Raw genomic sequence first — 14839 nt, 5'->3', positions numbered from 1 at the left:
CAAGGCTTGACTTCAACGATATCAAAGCAAACTAGTCTTTTTTTGTTTGATCTTCGGGTTTTATTATCGTTTCCTTATGGGGCGCGCTTGGCGCCGCATCGTATTCTCCGGCCGGCGTACGAATCCAGCGGTGGAAATAACCTTGATCGTACAATGATTTTATTAAAATCATCAGAATCGGGGCAAGGATAACGCCGGCTACACCAAACAAGGACAGCGATACAATCATGAATGCGGTCATGGTAAAGGCGGATACGCCAAGGGAATCGCCGGTAATTTTAGGCTCGAGTATTTGACGAGTAAGCACGACGACTAGAAAAAGAGCCGAAAGCCAAATCGCCAGCGATATTTTGCCTACGATAATTAAGTAAATAATCCAAGGGATAAAAATAGTTCCTACTCCGAGCAGCGGCAAGATATCGAATATCGCGGATACGACCGCGATGACGAACGCATTGTCCACGCCGAGCAGCAGGAGAGCGATCAAGATCACGATAAATGTAATGCCGATCATTTTTGCCTGCGCTTTTAAGTAGAGAGCGATACCCTTGAGCACGTTATCCCGAAGGAAAAAAAATGCGGCCTTAAACGTATTTGGTGTTTTATTCTCAGCTGTTTGCTTCCATGTCGTAATTTCTATGCTTAAGAAATAAGCTAATATAATCCCGATCACGAAGTTGAAGATAAAGGTCGAGAAGGAAGAGACATAGCTGATCATATTGAGCATCACGGTTTTACCGAAATTGGCAAGCGTAGCAGAAGCGCCTTCAATTAAATCCTTGGAGCGCTGGACAAGATCCAAGTCAGCCGGAGCCGAGCTGAACCTCTTTTGGATCTCCTCGGTAATATTAGCGATTTGGGCAGCGAGTATTTTTTGGTATTTTGGAAAATTCTCGACTAATTCCGTGCCTTGTTTCGTAACCAGGTAGGCTGCCCCGGAGAAAGCGGCAAGGATAATCAACGTAAAGAGGAGGACCGAGATACCTGAAGCGATCGATTTTTTCATGCCCAGCCTGTTCAGGCGTTTTGCGAGCGGTTCAATACATAAGAAGATGACAAAAGAAAAAAATATGGGCGTTGCGATTCGGTACAAATAACTGAATGAATACATAATTAAATAGACAGTGAGAGCAATGAGGGCGATGTCAAAGGCGGTTCGCCAGTACTTTTTGTAAAAGGGCAGCATACGGGTACTCCTTCTTTTTCTATAATCATATTTCCATAAAGATTGTACTATAGTTTTTAAAAAAGCGCCTATTTTTTATCGCGTTATGCTACAATTAAAGCTACTGTTGTTGTTTTGTACCGCTATTCATTCGTCGACTAAATCATATAACGGTGGGGAAAACAAAATGGAAAATTTGCTGTTATGGGGATTATACGTTGCTTCCTTCTATGCGTTTCTTCCAGGACTAATTAGCCGCACATTTGGCTTTCGTGTTTTTAAGAAGGGCCGTGTAGAAAAAGAGATATCATTGACGTTTGATGACGGGCCAGATGAGATTTATACACCCGAGCTGCTTGATTTGCTTGCCCGCTACAATGCGAAGGCGACGTTTTTTGTCGTGGGCTCGCATGCCGAGGGGCAAGAAAAGCTGCTGCGGCGCATGAAGGATGAAGGACACAATATCGGCGTTCATAATTATGTCCATAAATCAAATTGGCTTATGCGGCCCCGAACGGTTAAGCGCCAAATTGAGCGAACCCTTGATATTATAGAGAACGCAACAGGGTCGCGTTCGGCTTATTATCGTCCGCCATGGGGAATCGTAAACGTATTTGATTACGCGAAGCTGGGGCATTTGCAAATTATTTTATGGTCGGCAATGTTCGGAGATTGGCGTATTCGGCTTGGTTCGGAGCGGCTGAAGAAGCGGATGCTTGAGAAGCTTAAACCGGGCGAAGTATTGCTGCTGCATGATTGCGGCATGACGTTCGGTGCGGATAAGGATGCGCCGAGAAATATGCTGATTGCTTTGGAGGCTTATTTGGAGGAAGGCGCCAAGCAGGGCTACCGGTTTGTAGGCATCGAGGAAATGATGAAGCTGACGGAAGCTGCGAGGTCGATCCATGTTTCCATTTGGAAAAAAGCGATAATTTCGCTGTGGCTCTTATGGGAGAAGCTGTTCCATGTCGTCTTCCGTTTAAAAACGGTTGGCAATGCTGAGGATGCCGCATTCCACTACCGGGTAATCCGGTATACGGGCGAAGACGTCGAATTTGCCGAAGGCGGCCGCGTGGTCAAGGGCGACCGAGTCGCAGAGCTGCATTTTGACAACAAAAAATTGTCATCCATTGCTGCGACCTCTAAGTCTCCGGTTGCGACTGGCATTCGCATGCTTCGAGAGGTTGAGCAGGCGCTTCCGCTGCTTGCTAATCAGCTTGCTGCCGACTCCGAGGCTAACGACATCAAAGCCGTGTACGGGGTTACCATGATCCACCGCGGAGCAGATCGCTTGGGTTTTGAAATTTTCCAGCTGCCTGAGGGTTTATTCGCAAAGTCGACCCGCATCTACCTGCGTATGTTGATCAAGGTGCTGACCAACACGCAGAAGACGGGAAAAGATAGAAAGAAAAGAGACATGATTTCGCCGCGCATGCTGCTAATGCCCGTTGCAACCATTAGGCGTTATGCAACGACGCAGCTGAACATGATGCAGGATATAACTGATGCGGTAGAACGAACATTAAGCGCGGCGGCCGACGAAGCTGCGCAACTGGGTACGAAAACAACAGCAATATAACGTGGATGAGGGATAAGTTCCCGCAATAAAACAGCTGCTCAGGATTCCTTGACAGCTGTTTTTTAGTATGCGCTTGTATGCTTAAGATTATTTAGAAATTCAGCATCGTTCATTATCTATCTGGAATAGTGAGCGTCAGGTGTATTCCTTTGTATTTCGGATCGTGAAGGACGCGATGGCGGCCGAAGAGGTCGTACAGGAATTGTTCATACGGGTATGGAATTCTGCGGACGGACGAATCGGCAGGGAAGATCAGCAGCTGGATGTTTACGATAGCGCGCAATTTATCCGTGGATTGGCTCAGAAAGCAAGGACGAAAACCCTTGGAAGCCCGTGAAGAAGGCGCGCTTGAAAGAGAGGCAGCGCCTCAAACAATAGAGCAAGAGGTTGAACATAAACTGCTAGGCGAGCAAATGAAAGAAGCGCTCGGAGAGCTGAACGAGGACCAGAAGCAGGTCGTTGAACTTATTTATTTTATGGGCTATACGCAGCAGGAAGTCAGCCAAAACCACAATATACCGCTTGGGACGGTAAAGAGCAGGGTCAGGCTGGCGCTGTCCCAGCTGCGAAAGAAATTTGAATCAGGAATGAAGGAGGGGGCGAGGCCGTGAATAATCAGCATAGTATCAGTTGTGAAGATGTAGAAATGTATTTGCTTGACGGATTGGATGAAGAGGACAAGCTTGCATTTGAAGCACATTTGTTAGGCTGCAAAGATTGCCGGCTGAAGCTGAAGGAGCTTTCCGATTAGGCATCATGCCGTTAACCGTCCAGCCGGTACAACCCCCTTCAGGAATGAAGGCGCGAATACTTGCGGCGGTTGCTGAGGCAGATCGGGCAAGTGCAGAGGAATCGAAGACGGGTGCTGAAGCATTGACGCAGGTTCAAACGGTCCCGGTAAAACCGGTTGTTGAAATCGTTTCGGCGCAAAAGAAAGATAAAAATAAAGCGAAAAGCTGGACGACGCCGACGTTAGCCGCAGCTGCAGCGGCACTGTTGATCGTATCAGCTGCTTTATATCAGCAGGTTAATCAATTAAACGGCGAGTCTAATAAGCTCGCGGTTCAGGTTCAGGAACTGCAGCAGCAGCTGGAGGCTGTCGAACAGCCGCCTACCGGCATTCAGGTCAACAGCGTGGTTGCTTTGACGCCGGCCATTCCGGATATCGTTGCCCAAGGACTTGCGACAATCGTCATTGATGCCAAAGGCATGCATTTAATCGTGCAAGCGGAAAATTTGCCGAAGCTTACGAATGATGAAGCATTCCAGGTATGGCTGTTGAAGGAAGGCAAACCCGTAAATGCAGACACATTTCTTACGAATGACGGTACGGGGGCGCTTTATTACACCTTCGCTCCGGATCAATATGATCAAATTGCCATTACGCATGAGCCGGATACCAAAGGTCTTCAGCCTCGCGGAGAGATCGTGCTTGCAGGGAAGCTGGTTAGCGGCTAACAAGGAAGCATTGCAAATAACGAAAAAAAAGGAATGCAGGCTGTTTCCAGCCTGCATTCCTTTTTAATTATAAAACTACATTTTCATTACGCCGCCTGTGCTGGCGGAAGTAACAAGATGAGCATAACGGGCCAAGTAGCCGCGTTTGATTTTGAGTTCGAAGCCTTTCCATTCGGAGCGGCGTTTTGCGAATTCTTCGTCGCTGATCAGAAGATCCATCGTACGGTTGTTCATGTCGATCTCGATGATATCGCCGTCTTGGACAAATGCGATTGGTCCGCCTTCGGCTGCTTCCGGTGAAGCATGGCCGATACTGATGCCGCGAGATGCGCCAGAGAAACGTCCGTCAGTGATAAGGGCTACCTTGGCGCCAAGTCCCATCCCAACGATTTGGGAGGTTGGAGCCAACATTTCCGGCATGCCTGGGCCGCCGCGCGGTCCTTCATAACGGATAACAACGACATGGCCTTCTTTAATTTTTCCGTTAGCGATGCCGTGAAGCGCATCATCCTGGGAATCGAAGCAGATCGCAGGACCTTTGTGGTAGCCGCCAACCGACTTGTCCACCGCGCCTGTTTTGATAATTGCGCCGTTTGGAGCCAGATTACCGAACAATACCGCTAGACCGCCGCGTTCGGTATGCGGGTTATCAATGGTGCGGATAATATCCGTATCTTGAATTTCGCAGCCCAATACATTTTCGCGAAGAGTTTTGCCTGTAACGGTAATGCAGTCGCCATTCAAAGCGCCTTCCTTCTTAAACAGCTCGTTTAGAACCGCACTTACGCCGCCTGCATTGTGAACGTCTTCGATGTGATAATCGGAAGCCGGAGCGATTTTCGCAAGATGCGGAACGCGCTCAGCCACTTCGTTGATACGTTCAATCGGGTACTCGATACCTGCTTCATGCGCGATAGCAAGCGTATGAAGAACCGTATTTGTGGAGCCGCCCATTGCCATATCAAGCGCGAATGCATTGTCGATTGTATCTTTTGTAACGATATCACGCGGTTTAATGCCAAGCTCAATGATCTTCATAAGCTGGCGAGCCGCGTCTTTAACGAATTCTTTGCGTTCCGGAGAAACGGCAAGAATCGTACCGTTGCCTGGCATAGCAAGTCCCATGCCTTCTGCCAAACAGTTCATCGAGTTAGCTGTGAACATGCCGGAACATGAGCCGCAAGTCGGACAGCCGAATTGTTCAAGCTCCATTAGCTGATCGTCATTAATTTTACCGGCTTGGTGAGCGCCAACGCCTTCAAATACGCTGGAAAGGGAGATTGAACGGCCATCGGAAGTTTTACCCGCTTTCATGGGTCCGCCGCTGACAAGCATCGTCGGGATGTTGACGCGAAGCGCGCCCATAATCATACCCGGCGTAATTTTGTCGCAGTTTGGTATGCAGACCATGCCGTCAAACCAGTGGGCATTAACTACCGTTTCGATCGAATCGGCAATAATCTCACGGCTGGCAAGGGAATAACGCATGCCGATGTGTCCCATCGCGATACCGTCATCTACGCCGATGGTGTTAAATTCGAAAGGAACGCCGCCAGCTTCGCGAATAGCTTCCTTTACAAGCTTACCGAACTCCTGCAAATGAACATGACCAGGAATAATATCAATATACGAGTTGCAAACCGCGATAAACGGTTTGTCGAAATCTTCCTCTTTTACGCCTGCGGCACGCAGCAAGCTGCGATGCGGTGCGCGGTCGAAACCTTTTTTGATCATGTCTGAACGCATTCTTTTGGCCGCCATGTAAGTGCCCCCTATGTGCATAATAAAATATAATACTCTCGATTTTATCACAACGGACAAGCGTTGGCTATAACGTCAGACAGTTGCGGAATTATGGCAATTATTAAGAAACCATTAAAAATTGCTTAAACATTGTGATATTGCGCCAAACGTCAGGACATGCCCGAGGATATTCATGTATAGTATGCTCAAAGGACACAATGTGAAAAACAATCAAGGGCCAGGGGGAGTGTGCTTCTTTATGGAAAGACGGGTATTAATCGTAGACGATGAGCGGGAAATCGCTGAACTTATAGAAATTTATTTGAAAAACGAAGGGTTCGCCACGGAAAAGGCATATGACGGCGAGCAGGCATTGCTGGCTTACGGAAAAAAGCCGTTTGATCTGGTTATTTTGGATATTATGATGCCTAATATGGACGGACTGGAGACGACTCGCCGCTTAAGGCGCGATCAATCCGTGCCTATCCTTATGCTGAGCGCAAAGGCCGAAGATATGGATAAGATCATGGGGCTGATGACCGGAGCGGATGATTACATGATCAAACCGTTTAATCCGCTTGAGCTCATAGCGCGCGTCCGATCTTTGATTAGGCGTTCATATCAGTATGGCAGCCAGGCGGATGGAAACGGCGATACGCGTTCGGATAAGGAGCTGCGGCTGGGGCCGCTGCGCATCGATAAGCTGAGCCATGCCGCCGAGGTCGATGGCAAACCGCTTCACCTAACTTCTACGGAATTCGGGATTTTACACTTGCTCGCTAGCCAGCCGGGCCGGGTATTCAGCGCGGAGGATATTTTTCAGCAGGTATGGAAAGAAAAATATTTTGATTCCAATAATACGGTGATGGTTCATATCAGCAAACTTCGGGATAAGCTGGAAAAGGAGCTTGGCGACAAAATGATCGTTACCGTATGGGGGGTTGGCTATAAAATTGAAGGATAACATGGCTTTGAAATTAGTTTTCCGCACCCTGCTTCATTTGATCATTAGTGCTGGATTAGCTTTCGTTACGGTATTTTTCTTTCTTTTTTCAGGAATGTACCTCGTTCGCCGATTAGAGCCCCTCGAAAATATAGCCAGAAGTTTTGCCGATTTGTTCGGAGAGGCTTTCATATTAGGAGGAACAGGCATCGTGCTGTTCTTTTTGTATTTTTTTATTTTGCAGTGGCGGTTGTTTCATTATTTGGGCCAGATAAACTTGACTGTCCGCAGCATAGCGGAAGGCATCTATGAAATGGATTACAAAATTGAAGTGCGCAAACGGCATCTTTTTAGCCCCATGGCTGCCAATATAAATAATCTGGTCGGACGCTTGCATCATGCGCTTGATGACGAACGGAAGGCGGAGCAAACAAAAAATGAACTGATTACAAACGTTTCCCATGATCTGAGAACGCCGCTGACTTCGGTTCTCGGGTATTTGGGCTTGATTGAGCAGGACCGGTACCGCGATGAGGTGGAGCTAAGGCATTACGTTCAAATCGCTTACGATAAATCGCAGCGGCTGAATGTTCTCATCAACGATTTGTTTGAATATACGAGAATGCGACACGATACGGCAGGGCTGAAAGTGACAAGTTTCAACTTAATTGAAATGCTGGGGCAGCTGCTGGTGCAGTTTCGGCTGCCTCTTCAGGAAGCGGGCATGCTGAGCAAGCTCGTGACCGACAAAACGATAGTGACGGTGAAAGGCGACGCAGCGAAGCTTGTGCGCGTATTTGAAAATTTGATCGCGAATGCCATGAATTACGGCAGGGAAGGGAAGCAGGTGATCGTAACCACACAGGTTGAGGAGGGCGCTGCGGTAGTCGAAATTATCAATTTCGGAGACCCTATCCCCTCAGCGGATCTCCCTTATATATTCGATCGTTTCTATCGGGTGGATAAATCACGCACGCAGTGGGCTGGAGGGTCGGGGCTAGGGCTTGCGATAGCAAAAGGCATCATACAAAAGCACGGCGGTTCCATTACGGTGTCCAGCGATTTGGAGCAAACCTCTTTTAAGGTAACGCTGCCCATTAATCATTAAATATTAAGCTTTTCTTATGGTTTGATTACGGTCTCCTTAAGCTCCGGTCCCTATACTTGGTTGTATAGAAGCGATAGCGAAAGGGAGACAACACCATGCTGATGGAGAGAACATATAAAAGAAGATTTAATTCGGCGGTCATTATATTGATCATTGCGGTTTGCGCAGCAGCCTGCATCCTGTATCTGATGTCATTAAAGGGGAAACCGTCTGTTTCCGGGCTTCAGCTTGAATCCGGCTCGGCCGTTCTGTTGGACCTTCAAACAGGCGAGGTGCTGTATGAGAAAAATGCCGATGAAGCGCTGCCGCCCGCGAGCATGTCAAAGCTGATGACGGAGCTGATCGTTCTGGACATGGCCAGTGAAGGAAAGCTGGGCTGGGGAGACCTCGTCACAGCAAGCTCCTATGCATCCTTGGTGCCAGGCGCTCAAATCGGTTTTGATGCGGGGGATGCCTATACCGTCAGAGAGCTGTTTGAAGCGATGGCCGTCCATTCCGCAAACGATGCCGCAGTGGCGCTGGCGGAGCATGTCAGCGGTAGCGAGACGGAATTTGCAGCCTTAATGAACAGCCGCGCCTTGAAGCTGGGCTTGTCCAGCCAAACCGTATTTGCGAATGCGACCGGGTTAAGCTCCGAAGATTTGCTTCCGTATGCAGAAGCGTCTGCAAATGCGGATACGGTGATGACGGCCAAGGATACGGCATCGCTTGCCGCTTATTTATTGAAGAAATATCCTGAGGTGCTGGAGGTATCGAGCCGCAGCAGCGTAAGGCTTGCCAGCACGTCGCAGAAGCTGCGTACGACGAATCTCATGCTAAACGGCATGCCTTATGCCTTTCCTGGCAATGATGGCTTGAAGACGGGATATACGGTGCAAGCAGGCTATTGCTTTACGGGGACAGCGAGGAAAGACGGACGACGGCTGGTATCCGTTGTTATGGGTGCACATACGCCGGAGCAGCGCTTTATTGAAACCGGGCTGCTGTTTGATTACGGCTTTCAGACGGACGGTTTGACGAGTTTGATCGGGCATATTCAAAGCAAGCTGGGTATCTAGACGGGATAATGATAAGAATGTTTCTGGCTTCGGTCGATACGGAATGACGCCGAACAATATCAATTATACCTAGGGGAATAATAGTGTAATAATCATGTGAGATCTAGAGAGAGCGAAGTCCGCTTTTTCTAGATCTTTTGTTTTAATGTCACAAAATCTAACGCAATGAGATTTACTATCCATAATTTGCTGTCTATAATGGAATTATTACGGATGAAGAGGTGAAAACATGCAGTTGACGGAACGTGAAAAAGAGAAGCTGCTTATTACGATCGCAGCTGATTTGGCAAGGCGGCGAATGAATCGCGGCGTGAAGCTTAATTATCCTGAGAGCGTAGCGCTTATTACCTCTGAAATTATGGAAGGCGCGCGAGATGGGATGACGGTTGCGCAGCTAATGGAATTTGGAACGCAAATCTTGAAGGCGGAGCAGGTCATGCCCGGCATTCCGCAAATGATACATGAGGTTCAGGTGGAAGCTACTTTTCCTGACGGGACGAAGCTCGTTACGATACATGATCCGATTACGCATTAAGCGATAGATACATACGGAGAGGGGAGCTTTGCCATATGATTCCTGGGGAATACCGGACGGCTTTAGGCGAAATTGCGTTAAATGCCGGACGCCAAACGAAGCAGCTTATCGTTGTGAATACAGGAGACCGGCCTGTTCAAGTAGGCTCTCATTTTCATTTTTTCGAAGTAAACCGCGCTTTAAAGTTCGACCGTGAGGCAGCGTTTGGCATGCGGCTTCATATTGCCGCGGGAACGGCGGTCCGTTTTGAGCCGGGAGAGGAAAAACCGGTTACGGTCGTAGAGCTTGGAGGAGCGAAGCTTTCCTATGGATTGAATGGCCTCAGCCAAGGAAAAGCAGAAGCGGGAACTATGCCTGAGGCCGTGAGGGAACGGCTAAAAGCGTGGGAGGGCGGCGGAGCATGACGAAGATGGATCGCCGCAGCTATGCGGCCATGTTCGGACCGACAACCGGCGATGCGGTAAGGCTTGCGGATACGGAGCTTTGGGCTGAAATCGAGCATGATTATACAGTATACGGAGATGAATGCAAGTTCGGAGGCGGCAAGGTTATACGAGACGGCATGGGACAATCGAGCGGCGCGCTGCGTGATGAGGGCGTGCTCGATACGCTGATAACGAATGCGGTCATCATCGATCATTCCGGAATCGTGAAAGCGGACATCGGCATCAAAGACGGCTTTATCGTCGGAATCGGAAAAGCGGGCAATCCGGATATTATGGACGGCGTCCATCCGAATATGATCGTCGGAGCGAGTACCGAGGTGATCGCGGCAGAAGGGAAAATCGTAACGGCCGGAGCCATCGATTCGCATATCCATTTTATATGTCCGCAGCAGATTGAGACGGCGTTATCCTCAGGCGTCACGACGATGATCGGCGGAGGAACGGGCCCTGCGACAGGCACCAACGCGACGACGGTTACGCCGGGCGCGTGGCATATGCGCCGGATGCTGGAGGCAGCGGAGCATTTTCCGATGAATATCGGTTATACGGGAAAGGGCAACGCCTCGTTTACTGCTCCGCTCATCGAGCAAATCGAAGCAGGCGCAATCGGGCTGAAGCTGCATGAGGATTGGGGCACGACGCCGGCGGCGATCGATGCCTGCCTGCTGGCCGCGGACCAGTATGACGTGCAGGTCGCTATCCACAGCGATACTTTAAATGAAGCGGGCTTTGTCGAGGATACTCTGGCGGCTATCGGCGGCCGGACGATCCACACGTATCATACGGAAGGCGCGGGAGGCGGTCATGCGCCTGATATCATTATCGCGGCAGGCGAGCTCAACGTATTGCCGTCTTCTACGAATCCGACTCGCCCTTTTACGATTAATACGATAGAAGAGCATCTGGACATGCTGATGGTTTGCCATCATCTCGACAGCAGCATTCCGGAGGATGTAGCGTTCGCGGATTCGCGGATCAGGCCGGAGACGATCGCCGCCGAGGATATTTTGCATGATATGGGCGTATTCAGCATGATCAGCTCCGATTCGCAGGCGATGGGCCGGGTTGGAGAGGTTATCATTCGCACCTGGCAAACGGCTGACAAAATGAAAAAACAGCGTGGTCCCCTGCTGCCGGATAACGAGCAGAACGATAACTTCCGTATCAAGCGCTATATTGCGAAGTATACGATCAATCCAGCGATTACGCATGGCGTCTCGCATTTGGTCGGATCGCTGGAAGCGGGGAAATTCGCTGACCTCGTCATTTGGAATCCGATGTTCTTTGGGGTTAAACCGGATCTTGTGCTAAAAGGCGGAAGCATCGCATTCGCGCAAATGGGCGATCCCAACGCCTCGATTCCGACGCCGCAGCCGGTATTCGGGAGGCCGATGTTTGCATCCTTCGGCAAGCTGGTATTCAGCAGCTCAATCACTTTTGTATCGCAGGCCGCTTATGACCGGGGCATAGCAGAGGAGCTTGGCCTTCAGAAGCGGATCGAACCGGTGAAAGGCTGCCGAACGGTAACGAAGAAGGACATGATCCATAATGATGCGACACCGAAGCTGGAAGTGGATGCGGAGACCTACCACGTTCTGGTAGATGGCGAGCATGTTACGTGCGAGCCGGCAGAGGTGCTTCCGATGGCGCAGCGTTATTTCTTGTTCTAAGGGATAAAAAGTGCCTCAGAGGCTGGAAGGAGGCAAGCAATATTGAATGAGAGCGTTAAATGGCTGGCCATGCAGCAGCTGCTGGATTCGGCCCTGCCGATCGGCGGTTTCTCGCATTCGTTCGGTTTGGAGTCCATGGTGCAGGACGGCAGGATGAATCGGTCCAATCAGCTTTATGCCTATGCAGCTGCAATGCTGCTGCAAAGCTGGGCATGCTCAGATGCCATGGTCATCAAAGCGGTGTACCGCGATGCGCCGCAAGCGGAGTGGGAACGTCTGTGGTCGGTCGAGAGGCTCGTGCATTTGCAGCGGGCCGCATCGGAGACACGCAGCGGCGTGGAAAAAATGGGCCGGCGGCTGCTCCAGCTTGCTGCGGCGATCCATCCGCAGCTGGACTGGGCTCCGCTTTCCGAGGCAATGCGGGCGGGCAAGTGCTTTGCCTCCCATCCGCTTTCGCATGGCTATGCTTGCTGGCAGCTCGGCGTGTCGGAGGAGCGGGCGATACAAGGTTATTTCTACAGCTGCATCGTAACCTGCGTCAACAGCGCGCTGCGTCTCATGTCGATGGGGCAGACCGAGGGTCAGTTTTTGATTGCGAGGCTGACTCCATTAACCGAGCAGGCAATGACGGTAACAAGGGAGCTCGAGCCGGAAGAGGCGTATTCCAATATGCCAATGGCGGAGATGGCGATGATGAGGCATGAACGCTTATATTCACGATTATTTATGTCATAACGACAAATCTATACGAAAATGGAGGAATAAAATATGTGCCAAGGACAAGGACATACGCATCAAGAATGGGAGAGCCCGGCAATCGACAGCTCAAGACCGATTCGCATCGGCATCGGCGGGCCGGTTGGGTCCGGTAAGACGGCGCTTGTGGAGAGGCTGACGCGCGAGCTTCATACGAAATACAGCGTAGCCGTGATTACAAATGATATTTATACAAAGGAAGATGCCAGATTCCTGTTCAATACGGGCGTTCTGCCTGAGGAACGGATTATTGGGGTGGAAACCGGAGGCTGTCCGCATACAGCCATCCGTGAGGATGCTTCGATGAATTTTGAAGCGATTGAAGAGCTGGAGCGACGTTTTGAGCATTTGGATCTTATCTTTATCGAGAGCGGCGGAGACAATCTGGCTGCGGCGTTTAGCCCCGAGCTGGTTGATCGTTTTATCTATATTATCGACGTGGCCCAAGGAGAAAAAATTCCTCGCAAAGGCGGCCCCGGCATTATGCGCTCCGATTTGCTTGTCATTAACAAAATCGATTTGGCGCCTTATGTAGGCGCAAGTCTTGAGGTCATGGAAGCCGATACGGTGAAAATGCGCGGTGATCGTCCGTTCGTGTTCTCGAACTTGTTCGGCGGCGACGGCGTTGACGAGATCGTGAGCTGGCTGACGCATGAAGTCGCCCATGCGCGGGGGACGGAGCATTCCCATGTGATCCAGCTGACCGACTTATCTTCTGGGCACCCGCATACTGCTTCTTAAATGGAACCTGCCAATCATTCGGGGAAGCAAGGCGGCGCAGAGAACGAGCCGCGCATCCGGACGTCTGTGCTGCGTGCAGCCTTCGCAAGCCGGCAAGGACAAACCTATGTCGAAAGTAAGTTTCATACCGCGCCTATAAAAATCGCGAAAGCATTTCCGCTGGACGGCCAGCTTGGCGTTATCGTCATGGATGTGTCGCCCGGTCTGCTCAGCGGCGACAGCTATGAGCTGGCTTGGTCTGCGGGACAGGATTCCCATGTCATGATTACCAATCAATCCTACACGAAGGTGCATCCGAGCGAGCCTGACGCCGTCTCTTCGATGCGTCAGGCGTTCGCCCTTGAGGAGAATGCCGTCGTTGAGCATATGCCCGAGCCTATTATGCTTTACAAGGATGCGGCGTTTCGGAACGAGACGAAGGTTAAGCTGAAGGAGGGAGCGGCTTGGCTGCAGGCGGATGTACTTTGTCCCGGACGCTCCCTGCGGGGCGAGCGGTTCGATTACCGCTCCTATCACAATTCGCTTTCCGTTTATTACGGAACAGAGGAAGAGCTCATTTTCACGCAGCGACAGCGGATCGAGCCGGCGCAGCAAGCCCTGTCGGCTCCCGGATGCTGGGATGATATGACCCACTCGGCAACCTTTTATCTGTTCTCTGACCGCGTGAACGGCACGCATCTAGAGCAATTGCAGGAGACGCTGGACAGCTTTGCTTCGCCTGAGGGCCATCGGGTCATTGCAGGATCTTCCCTGACTTATCGGTTCGGGGTAGCGGTATCCGCCGTTTCGACAGCGGCTTGGCCTCTGCAGCAGCTCATGAAGGAGTTGTGGAAGACAGCGCGCAAAGGCTTGCTTGATAAGCCTCCGCTGCGTTTGTTGCAAGGATGATCGTCTTAACCAGCTGCCGAAATACAATCTAGGCCAGCCATAAGGCCAGCCGGCTTTTCCGCCGGTTGGTTTTTTTTGGCTTCAGCCGGGAAAAATCCTGTTTTTCTGAAAAGATAATTAGTTAATCTCATAAATGAACGTTATAATATGATCAACTGGTTGCTTTTTTTGAAATAGAGGATAGGTTGGTGATCGTTTGGAAGCTTCAAGTGCAGGAAAGCTGGAATTAATGAGAAAACTGGACGAATCCTTTCGTCAAGTCCGCAGGCAGATCAATGCGGAATGGAATAGCTATAATGTACATGGACTTGGGTTGACCCACGGCAGAATGCTCATCATCTTGTCGCAGTCAGGCGCGATGAAGGCATCTGCGTTAGCGGAGCAGCTAATGATTACGAGCGGGGGAGTAACGGGGATCGCGGACCGATTGATTGAGCTGGGTTATGTGAAGCGGGAGCGGGGCGAGAAGGATCGCCGCGTGGTCATGCTTGACCTCACGGAGGAAGGCTTGAAAATCGTCAACCTGATCGAAACCGTCCGCTCAAAATTGATGCATAAGCTCTTTGATGGCATGTCGGAACAGGACATGGAGCAGGGGCTTCAGCTTTTTGAACATATGAGCAGGAATATGGAATCGGATGTTACAAATTCGTGACTATTTACATATTTCATTATTATTACAAGGTAGATTGGTGTAGAATAAAATAGAAATTTGTCGAAATGAAATAGGTTGACAAATTCCGATAAAA

The 14839-nt window shown here is 50.2% G+C and carries 17 protein-coding genes; 15 read left to right on the top strand and 2 right to left on the bottom strand.

All coding sequences use genetic code 11. The features are described 5' to 3' along the window. Positions 1-31: 31 nt before the first annotated feature. The gene (ytvI, locus tag MRBLPE1_RS06645; protein WP_364143110.1) at positions 32-1186 is read right to left on the bottom strand and encodes a sporulation integral membrane protein YtvI; all 1155 of its coding nucleotides are present in this window, start codon (positions 1184-1186) and stop codon (positions 32-34) included. A 166-nt stretch (positions 1187-1352) separates the two neighbouring features. Between ytvI and MRBLPE1_RS06640 the strand changes: the two genes are divergently transcribed. The 5 genes from MRBLPE1_RS06640 to MRBLPE1_RS06620 all read left to right on the top strand — a co-directional run bounded on the left by MRBLPE1_RS06640 (position 1353) and on the right by MRBLPE1_RS06620 (position 4202). Then, a complete protein-coding gene (locus MRBLPE1_RS06640; protein ID WP_364143107.1) occupies positions 1353-2744 on the top strand; it encodes a polysaccharide deacetylase family protein in 1392 nt (463 codons plus the stop codon). A 139-nt stretch (positions 2745-2883) separates the two neighbouring features. Next, positions 2884-3081, top strand: coding sequence for a sigma factor (locus MRBLPE1_RS06635; RefSeq protein ID WP_364143104.1), 198 nt, complete (start codon positions 2884-2886; stop codon positions 3079-3081). Further along, positions 3008-3355 (top strand): sigma-70 family RNA polymerase sigma factor, encoded by a 348-nt coding sequence (locus MRBLPE1_RS06630; protein WP_364143102.1) that lies wholly within the window; start codon positions 3008-3010, stop codon positions 3353-3355. The genes MRBLPE1_RS06635 and MRBLPE1_RS06630 overlap by 74 nt, the downstream gene beginning before the upstream one ends. Next, positions 3352-3495 carry an anti-sigma factor family protein gene (locus tag MRBLPE1_RS06625; RefSeq protein ID WP_364143099.1) on the top strand — a complete coding sequence of 48 codons (144 nt, stop codon included), beginning with the start codon at positions 3352-3354 and terminating at the stop codon, positions 3493-3495. Before MRBLPE1_RS06630 ends, MRBLPE1_RS06625 begins: the two co-directional genes overlap by 4 nt. Then, a complete protein-coding gene (locus MRBLPE1_RS06620) occupies positions 3462-4202 on the top strand; it encodes an anti-sigma factor (RefSeq protein ID WP_364143096.1) in 741 nt (246 codons plus the stop codon). Before MRBLPE1_RS06625 ends, MRBLPE1_RS06620 begins: the two co-directional genes overlap by 34 nt. A gap of 75 nt (positions 4203-4277) precedes the next feature. Here MRBLPE1_RS06620 and ilvD read toward each other — a convergent pair whose 3' ends face one another. Next, complete coding sequence (gene ilvD / locus MRBLPE1_RS06615) at positions 4278-5963, bottom strand: dihydroxy-acid dehydratase (RefSeq protein WP_364143093.1); 1686 nt, start codon at positions 5961-5963, stop codon at positions 4278-4280. Positions 5964-6204: 241 nt separating this feature from the next. Between ilvD and MRBLPE1_RS06610 the strand changes: the two genes are divergently transcribed. From MRBLPE1_RS06610 to MRBLPE1_RS06565, 10 genes are all read left to right on the top strand, one after another. Further along, the gene (locus MRBLPE1_RS06610) at positions 6205-6909 is read left to right on the top strand and encodes a response regulator transcription factor (RefSeq protein WP_364143091.1); all 705 of its coding nucleotides are present in this window, start codon (positions 6205-6207) and stop codon (positions 6907-6909) included. Between the two features lies 1 nt (position 6910). Further along, a complete protein-coding gene (locus tag MRBLPE1_RS06605; RefSeq protein ID WP_364143088.1) occupies positions 6911-7996 on the top strand; it encodes a sensor histidine kinase in 1086 nt (361 codons plus the stop codon). Positions 7997-8091: 95 nt separating this feature from the next. Beyond that, positions 8092-9054, top strand: coding sequence for a D-alanyl-D-alanine carboxypeptidase family protein (locus MRBLPE1_RS06600; protein WP_364143086.1), 963 nt, complete (start codon positions 8092-8094; stop codon positions 9052-9054). A 229-nt stretch (positions 9055-9283) separates the two neighbouring features. Continuing rightward, entirely contained in the window at positions 9284-9589 is a 306-nt protein-coding gene (locus tag MRBLPE1_RS06595) for an urease subunit gamma (RefSeq protein ID WP_308995766.1), read from the top strand. Between the two features lie 35 nt (positions 9590-9624). Next, positions 9625-9993, top strand: coding sequence for an urease subunit beta (locus MRBLPE1_RS06590; RefSeq protein ID WP_364143083.1), 369 nt, complete (start codon positions 9625-9627; stop codon positions 9991-9993). After that, entirely contained in the window at positions 9990-11705 is a 1716-nt protein-coding gene (ureC, locus tag MRBLPE1_RS06585) for an urease subunit alpha (protein ID WP_364143080.1), read from the top strand. The genes MRBLPE1_RS06590 and ureC overlap by 4 nt, the downstream gene beginning before the upstream one ends. Before the next feature lie 42 nt (positions 11706-11747). Then, entirely contained in the window at positions 11748-12440 is a 693-nt protein-coding gene (locus MRBLPE1_RS06580; protein WP_364143077.1) for an urease accessory protein UreF, read from the top strand. Between the two features lie 33 nt (positions 12441-12473). Beyond that, on the top strand, positions 12474-13202 hold the full coding sequence (gene ureG / locus MRBLPE1_RS06575) for an urease accessory protein UreG (RefSeq protein WP_364143075.1): 729 nt from the start codon (positions 12474-12476) through the stop codon (positions 13200-13202). Then, positions 13203-14090, top strand: coding sequence for an urease accessory protein UreD (locus MRBLPE1_RS06570; protein ID WP_364143072.1), 888 nt, complete (start codon positions 13203-13205; stop codon positions 14088-14090). 229 nt (positions 14091-14319) lie between these two features. Beyond that, on the top strand, positions 14320-14745 hold the full coding sequence (locus MRBLPE1_RS06565) for a MarR family winged helix-turn-helix transcriptional regulator (RefSeq protein ID WP_364143069.1): 426 nt from the start codon (positions 14320-14322) through the stop codon (positions 14743-14745). Positions 14746-14839 lie beyond the last annotated feature (94 nt).

It is taken from the genome of Paenibacillus sp. LPE1-1-1.1, from assembly GCF_040676435.1.
GTDB lineage: Bacteria > Bacillota > Bacilli > Paenibacillales > Paenibacillaceae > Pristimantibacillus.
This window is presented reverse-complemented; position numbering and strand designations above follow the sequence as displayed.

Bases quoted from the DNA above. Each gene is read 5' to 3' on its own strand.
- ureC (WP_364143080.1), top strand. From the start codon at position 9,990: ATGACGAAGATGGATCGCCGCAGCTATGCGGCCATGTTCGGACCGACA.
- MRBLPE1_RS06630 (WP_364143102.1), top strand. From the start codon at position 3,008: ATGTTTACGATAGCGCGCAATTTATCCGTGGATTGGCTCAGAAAGCAA.
- MRBLPE1_RS06610 (WP_364143091.1), top strand. From the start codon at position 6,205: ATGGAAAGACGGGTATTAATCGTAGACGATGAGCGGGAAATCGCTGAA.
- ilvD (WP_364143093.1), bottom strand. From the start codon at position 5,963: ATGGCGGCCAAAAGAATGCGTTCAGACATGATCAAAAAAGGTTTCGAC.
- ytvI (WP_364143110.1), bottom strand. From the start codon at position 1,186: ATGCTGCCCTTTTACAAAAAGTACTGGCGAACCGCCTTTGACATCGCC.
- MRBLPE1_RS06600 (WP_364143086.1), top strand. From the start codon at position 8,092: ATGCTGATGGAGAGAACATATAAAAGAAGATTTAATTCGGCGGTCATT.
- MRBLPE1_RS06640 (WP_364143107.1), top strand. From the start codon at position 1,353: ATGGAAAATTTGCTGTTATGGGGATTATACGTTGCTTCCTTCTATGCG.
- ureG (WP_364143075.1), top strand. From the start codon at position 12,474: ATGTGCCAAGGACAAGGACATACGCATCAAGAATGGGAGAGCCCGGCA.
- MRBLPE1_RS06605 (WP_364143088.1), top strand. From the start codon at position 6,911: ATGGCTTTGAAATTAGTTTTCCGCACCCTGCTTCATTTGATCATTAGT.
- MRBLPE1_RS06565 (WP_364143069.1), top strand. From the start codon at position 14,320: ATGAGAAAACTGGACGAATCCTTTCGTCAAGTCCGCAGGCAGATCAAT.
- MRBLPE1_RS06570 (WP_364143072.1), top strand. From the start codon at position 13,203: ATGGAACCTGCCAATCATTCGGGGAAGCAAGGCGGCGCAGAGAACGAG.
- MRBLPE1_RS06595 (WP_308995766.1), top strand. From the start codon at position 9,284: ATGCAGTTGACGGAACGTGAAAAAGAGAAGCTGCTTATTACGATCGCA.
- MRBLPE1_RS06590 (WP_364143083.1), top strand. From the start codon at position 9,625: ATGATTCCTGGGGAATACCGGACGGCTTTAGGCGAAATTGCGTTAAAT.